Genomic DNA, 6,176 nt, shown 5'->3' on the forward strand with positions numbered 1-6,176 from the left:
CCCCCCCCGGCAAGGCCAAACACCATGGCCCAACCGAGCCCCGACTTGATCCGCTGCGTGGTCATCGGTCTGCCCCCTTCCAAACGACTATTGCCAGGATATCCCCCATCGTCTTTTGTCAGCCGGGGTCCAGAACAGTATTCAAGATACATGTGATTTGCCGTGGCCAACAGGTTCGCGAACATCTTTACCGCCCGGGAAAACGACATGCCCGTCGAGACCGCCCGGGCGATCGCCGTACTCCTTCTGGTGTCCTACCATGTCATCGGCATCGACCCGGAAGGCGGCCTGGGCTTGCCGGACGACCACGCCTTGCGGGCCTTTTCCGATTTCCTGATCGACCTGCGCATGCCGCTCTTTGCCTTCATCGCGGGTTTCGTCTACGCGCTGCGCCCCGTCCAGCCGCGCGACCTGCCGCGTTTCCTTGTCGGCAAGATGCGTCGGTTGCTGTTACCGGGGGCGGTGGCGATCACCGCCTTCCTGATCGCTTCGCATCTGGTGCAGACCCGCTTCGACATGATCGATGCGCCATGGCGCGCCTATGTCTTTCCCTACGCCCATTACTGGTTCCTGCAGGCCATCCTGGTCATCTTCGTCGCTTTCGGCGTGATTGACGTGCTGTCCCGGGGACGGTTGGTCTGGGCCTGCTTCGCGCTGGCGCTGCTGGCTTCCCTGAGCCGCTGGGGGGTACCAGTGAACGTCTTCTCGGTGAACCAGGCGATATACCTCGCGCCCTATTTCATCTTCGGAGCGATCTTCGTCCGCCACAGGGCTGTGATCGTCGCCCATCACCGGCTGCTGATCGTTATGGCGCTTGTCGGCGTTATCCTGGCAAGCTGGGTGAATGCAGCAGAGTTTCATGCCACCGGGTCATTCTCAAATGCGCGGCAGGATCTGCAAAGCCTGACCTTCGGACTGTCCGCCTGCACCCTCGCCCTGCTGGCCCTGCCCCGGATTGCGCTGCTGGATCGGCTCGGCCCGATCTCCTTCACGATCTATCTCTACCATCCGTTCGGCACCTCGGGGATGCGGCTGCTGCTGGACTCCTTCGGGATCGCGGCGATCGAGATCCATCTCGTGCTGGGGATCCTGGCCGGGCTGATGCTGCCGGGCCTGCTGCACTGGGCCGCTGCCAGCACCCGGTTCGGCCGGCTTACGGTTCCGGGCCAGTCCCGCTAGCACCCCCTGCCGCCCGGCATTCAGGGCAGGGCGATATCCGCCACGAAACCGCGATGGTTGGAGTTCAGCCCTGCCCCGAAGGGCTGCACGCGGACGACCCGCGCGCCGTCGCGGACGAGGACATGGTCGATCGGCACCCCCAGCGCGCCGGCCCGGGCAGGCCAGGTGGGCAGCGGCACCCGCAGGGCGCGCAGGCCGGTGCGCCTCAGCAGGCGCCGCATCCCCAGACTCCAGGGCGCGGCATTGAAATCGCCCAGGGCGACCACCGGACCCGGCAGCCAGTCATATTGCGCGGTCAGGCGTGCCAGTTCGGCCTCGGAAATGCCGACCAGCCAGGGCTTCGCAAGATGGCTGGCGGCGAGATGAAATTCGGCGCCGCCTGCGGTGTGCATCTCGGCCACGGCATAGCGATTGTCCCAGACCGGGTTCAGGCTGAGGCGCCAGAACCGTTTCGGCGGGATCCGGGTCGCGACGACCAGTTCGCAGGCCTCGAAGGCGCAGGGCGACACGAAGGCGTAATGCGCACGCAGGCGCGCCAGCGCGGGGTAGATGGCCTTGCCCTCGGCGATGACGACGATATCCGCGTCCGTCGCCAGCACGGCCGATACGATCCGGTCGCCGAAGGCGGCATTCCCGCCGAGCGCATTGAAGAACAGCACGCGGATATCCGCCGCCCGCTCGGGCGCCAGCGGCAGGCTCAGCGCCCGGTGTTGCAGGGCAAGCTGGCCAAGCGCGAGCCCTGCAAGGACACCCAGCCCGAAACCGGTGCGCCGGACGCCAAGCGCCGCGGCCATTGCCGCCGCCAGCAGGGCCAGCGCCAGGAACCAGGGCGACAGACTGTCCAGGATGCGGGCGAGCGCTCCCGGAAACGCTTCGGTCGGCACGAAGCGGAAAGCGGTGCCCGCCAGCAGGCAGAGCGCGCCCGCCATGGCCACTGCTCCCGCAAACTGCGCCTTCAGGATCGATCGTTCTGCGGGGACCATGCCTCATCTCCTGCCGACGGTAACCGGGAAACGGCCCCCGCCCGCGAACAGCCGACGGCACCGAGGGTTCACGTGATCGCCCGCCGCCGGACCCAGCCCAGGAACGCCTTGTCCGGACTGCGCAGCGCCTTGCGGCCCATCGCGGCCCACATCGCGCGCCATTCGGCCTCGAGCGCGTAGACATCCGCCCCGGGGATCAGGGCGCGGGCCTCGTCCAGCGCCGCGGGCGAGAGGATCGGGCCACGGCCCTGCCCCGGCTCGACCAGGGCCGATTTCGGCGTGACGCGGATCAGGTCGCCCGGTTCCTCGGTCAGGTCGTAATCGGGGATGCGGCCCTCGCGGATGATCTCGCGCAGCATGGCGCGAAAGACGCGCCGCGGGCTGGCGGAACCCGATTTCTTGCACAGCGTCTCGACCGAGACCTGCCAGGCGGCCTGGCGGCCGCAATGCTTGCGGGCCAGTTCGTAAAGCCGCCGCTCCAGCGGTTTTCGCATGCGAAAATAATCGCGGCTGAGCGTCAGCACCGATTTCGCCAGAATCGCGCGGTAAAGCCATTCGCTGAGCGTGACCGCGACGCTGACCATCCGTCCGCCGCGGGTCTTGCGCACGATCTGCCAGGCCTCGATCAGGCCGAAGCCGGTGGTCGTCTCCTGGTCGCCCGTGACGATATTGGTGGTGATCCGCGTGCCCGCCAGCCGCTCGAACGCCTCGCGCAGCCGCTTGTAGCCGTCGCCTGAGGTCTCGCGCCCGGTGGCCACCAGCAGGTCATGCGCGGTCAGCGTCAGCGTGCGCGCGGTGGGCCGGCCGGCATTGAGCGCGGCCATCAGCTGGGAGATGCAGAAGATCAGGATATCGGCATCGAAGATCGTGGCCCGCCCCTTCACCGAGGGCGTCACCGTCACCTGCACGCCGTTATGCTCGTATTCGAGGATGCGCCGATCGGGCCGGGTCGAGAGCGAGAACAGCGGATGCTCCATCGAGGCGAGGTCATGCTTGGGCACCGCCGCGAAGAAATCGCAGACGAAGAAATCCTGCTGGAGGGAGATCGCCCCGCTCATGCCCGTCCTGCCTCTTGCCTGCCCCGCCCGGTTTTCCGGACTGTCCCCGTTTTCGGGGCCCCGTTTTCGGGGTTTCATTGACGCCCCACCCTAAGGCCTGTGGATAAGTCCGTCCAGCCCGACCGCGCACCCATCGGGGGATCGGAGTCGCCCGAGCGTGGGATCGGAGTCGTTTCATCGGGGTTTCGGAGTCGCAAAGGGCGGGTCCGACCCCCCCGGAACGCCTGAAACAAAAGGGATTTCGCGATACAGGCGAGACCTCGTAACCGTGAAATAACACAAAACTAACACGACAGCACCGGCAGACCCCCCTGCCCGAACGGCCCGAAAGCCCGAATCAAGCCGGATTTGCCAAGAAAAAAGCAGGGAAGAGACGTTTCGCTTTGCGTGTATCGTCTTTTATGGCACATTGGCCAAAAGGCGATACATCGGGGGTCGAGCATGCAGGGCAACGAACTGCCTCCCTATTTCAACATCTCGCCCGACAAGGCGATGGCCGACCTGCCGCCCCCTACCGGGACCGCCGGTCTTCAGGCCATCGCCGAGGCCTGCGCACGCGGCCGGGCCGATCTGGCGGGCCGCGGGCTGGACGAGACCGGCACCCGCCGCCTGCGCCCGTTTTCCACCTGGGAGATCACCCGCTACCTGATCCCGGTCGCGCCCGCCCATTTCCGCCGCGTCCTGCGCGAGAATCCCGACCTGCCCCAGGGCGTTTCCGAGACCGAGGGCGGGGCGAAATGGTTCAGCCTGGACGAGGTGCTGCGGCTCAGGGCACATTTCGGGGCCGCCGGGTCCAAGGCCAAGGAATACCTGCCCTACCGGCCGCAGGGCCTGCCCGCCAAGGTCGTGGCGGTGGCGAATTTCAAGGGCGGCGTCGGCAAGACCAGCACCTGCGCGCATCTGGCGATGTCGGCTGCACTTGACGGCTACAAGGTGCTGGTGGTCGATCTGGACAGCCAGGGCTCGATGACCTCGATCTTCGGCGCCCGGGTCGCTGATGAATGGGACACCGTCTTCCCGCTGCTCGCGCGCCATTACGGCGAACATCTGAGGGCCGAGAACCAGCGCAGGCTCGACCGGGGCGAGGCGCCGCTGCCGCTGGACGAGACACTGTCCGAGGCGATCAAGCTGGGCCCCGCCGACGTCATCCGGCCGACCCACTGGCCCAATATCGACCTGATCGGGGCGCAGCTGAACCTTTACTGGTCGGAATTCCAGATCCCCGTCTGGCGGATGAATGCCCGCTCCTGGAAGCTGTGGGATGCGCTCTCCGAGGCGCTGGAGACGGGTGGCGTGCTCGACCGCTATGACCTGGTGTTCCTCGACACCCCCCCGGCGCTTGGCTATCTCACGATCAACGGGCTGGCCGCGGCCGACATCCTGCTGGTGCCCGTCGGTGCCAGCTTCGTCGAGTTCGATTCCACGGGCCGCTTCTTCGACATGCTGCACGCGACCTTTTCCTCGATCGAGGAAGGCGAGAACATCGCCGCCCGCGCGCTGGGGCGCGAGGAACTGGCCTTCGAATGGGACGCGGTGCAGGCCATCGTCACCCGCTACGACGCCGCCCAGCAGGCCGAGATGGCCGCGCTGATGCAGGCCTATATGGGCCGCACGCTGTCGCCCTACCGGCAGGATTTCACCGCGCTGATCGGTCAGGCGGGCGAAAGCGTGAACGGGATATACGAGGCCGATTACCGCGACTTCAACCGCGATACCTATGTGCGCGGGCGCGCCACCTTCGACGAGACCTATGCCGCCTTCAAGCGGCTTCTGCTGGGTATCTGGCGGCGCGAGGAACGGGCGCGCGCCGGGTTGGCGGCCGAGTAAGATTTCGCATGCGAAACTCGCCGCGGATCGCGCAGGAAAAGGGACCAGCATCATGGCCAAACGCAAACGTCTGAGCCCCGCCGACCCCGAGCTTTTCGGCGCGGGGCTTGAAACCAAGGCAATGGGAGTGGCCGCAACCTACCGCCGCCCGCCCGCACCGATCGCCGAGGTCTCGGGCGATGCCGCCGCGCGCGCCGCCCTGGAAGAGGTCGCCCACGAACTGCACAGCGCCCGCGCCGAGGGCCGCTTCGTGATGCGCCTGCCGCTGGCCGCGGTCGAGGAGGCGCATCTGGCGCGCGACCGGATCGGGATGGACGAGGCCGAACTGGCGCCGCTGATCGCCAGCCTGCGCGACCGCGGCCAGCAGATGCCCATCGAGGTGGTCGATCTGGGGCAGGGGCGCTACGGGCTGATTTCCGGCTGGCGGCGGCTGACCGCGCTGCGCCGCCTGCATGCCGAAACCGGCGCGGACCGCTTCGCCCATGTCCAGGCGCTGGTGCGCAGCCCCCAGGGCGCGCCGGAGGCCTATCGCGCGATGGTCGAGGAGAACGAGATCCGCTCGGGCCTCAGCTTCTACGAACGTGCCCATATCGCGGTCGAGGCCGCGGAACGGGGGGTCTACGGGGACAGGGCGGCGGCCGTTTCGGCGCTGTTCGCGGCCGCGCCTGCGCCGAAACGCTCCAAGATCATGGCCTTTACCGCGCTGGTCGAGGCGCTGGACGATGTCCTGCGCTTTCCCGCCGCGATCCCCGAGCATCTGGGGCTTGCGCTGGCCGGGCGGTTGCAGGCCGAGCCCGGGTTCCGCGGGTACCTGGCCGAGGCGCTGCACCGCGCGGCACCCGAGGATGCCAGGGCCGAACGCGCGGTGCTGGAACGCGCGCTGCAAGGGCAGGGGGCCAAGACCCCCGAAGCGGCCGAAGACATCGCCCCCGGCATCGCGCTGAAGGCCGGGCGCAGGCGGCTGACGCTGTCAGGGGCGGGGGTGGATGCGGCGCTGGCCGAAGACCTGCGCCGCTGGCTGAAGACGCGCGCCTGAGCGGCGCGCGCCGGTTTCGCATGCGAAACCCGGATCAGGCGATATCCAGCAGATCGGGCAGGTCGGGCAGGTCATCGTCCACGACAAGGATCC

Annotated in this window: 5 protein-coding genes; 3 read left to right on the forward strand and 2 right to left on the reverse strand. The window is 67.7% G+C overall.

Features of this window, described 5'->3' with window-relative positions:
* The first annotated feature begins 162 nt into the window (after positions 1–162).
* Complete coding sequence (locus tag ENN83_RS03515) at positions 163–1,179, forward strand: acyltransferase family protein (protein ID WP_287184178.1); 1,017 nt, start codon at positions 163–165, stop codon at positions 1,177–1,179.
* A 20-nt stretch (positions 1,180–1,199) separates the two neighbouring features.
* Here ENN83_RS03515 and ENN83_RS03520 read toward each other — a convergent pair whose 3' ends face one another.
* Positions 1,200–2,162, reverse strand: coding sequence for an endonuclease/exonuclease/phosphatase family protein (locus tag ENN83_RS03520; protein ID WP_287184180.1), 963 nt, complete (start codon positions 2,160–2,162; stop codon positions 1,200–1,202).
* Positions 2,163–2,230: 68 nt separating this feature from the next.
* Positions 2,231–3,220, reverse strand: coding sequence for a replication initiator protein A (locus ENN83_RS03525; protein WP_287184182.1), 990 nt, complete (start codon positions 3,218–3,220; stop codon positions 2,231–2,233).
* A 441-nt stretch (positions 3,221–3,661) separates the two neighbouring features.
* Here ENN83_RS03525 and ENN83_RS03530 point away from each other — a divergent pair, with 441 nt between their 5' ends.
* The gene (locus tag ENN83_RS03530; protein WP_287184184.1) at positions 3,662–5,047 is read left to right on the forward strand and encodes an AAA family ATPase; all 1,386 of its coding nucleotides are present in this window, start codon (positions 3,662–3,664) and stop codon (positions 5,045–5,047) included.
* 52 nt (positions 5,048–5,099) lie between these two features.
* Positions 5,100–6,083, forward strand: a complete 984-nt coding sequence (locus ENN83_RS03535; RefSeq protein WP_287184186.1) for a ParB/RepB/Spo0J family partition protein — start codon at positions 5,100–5,102, stop codon at positions 6,081–6,083.
* Positions 6,084–6,176: the final 93 nt, after the last annotated feature.

Source organism: Rhodovulum sp., assembly GCF_011048875.1.
Taxonomy (GTDB): Bacteria; Pseudomonadota; Alphaproteobacteria; order Rhodobacterales; family Rhodobacteraceae; genus Rhodovulum; species Rhodovulum tesquicola.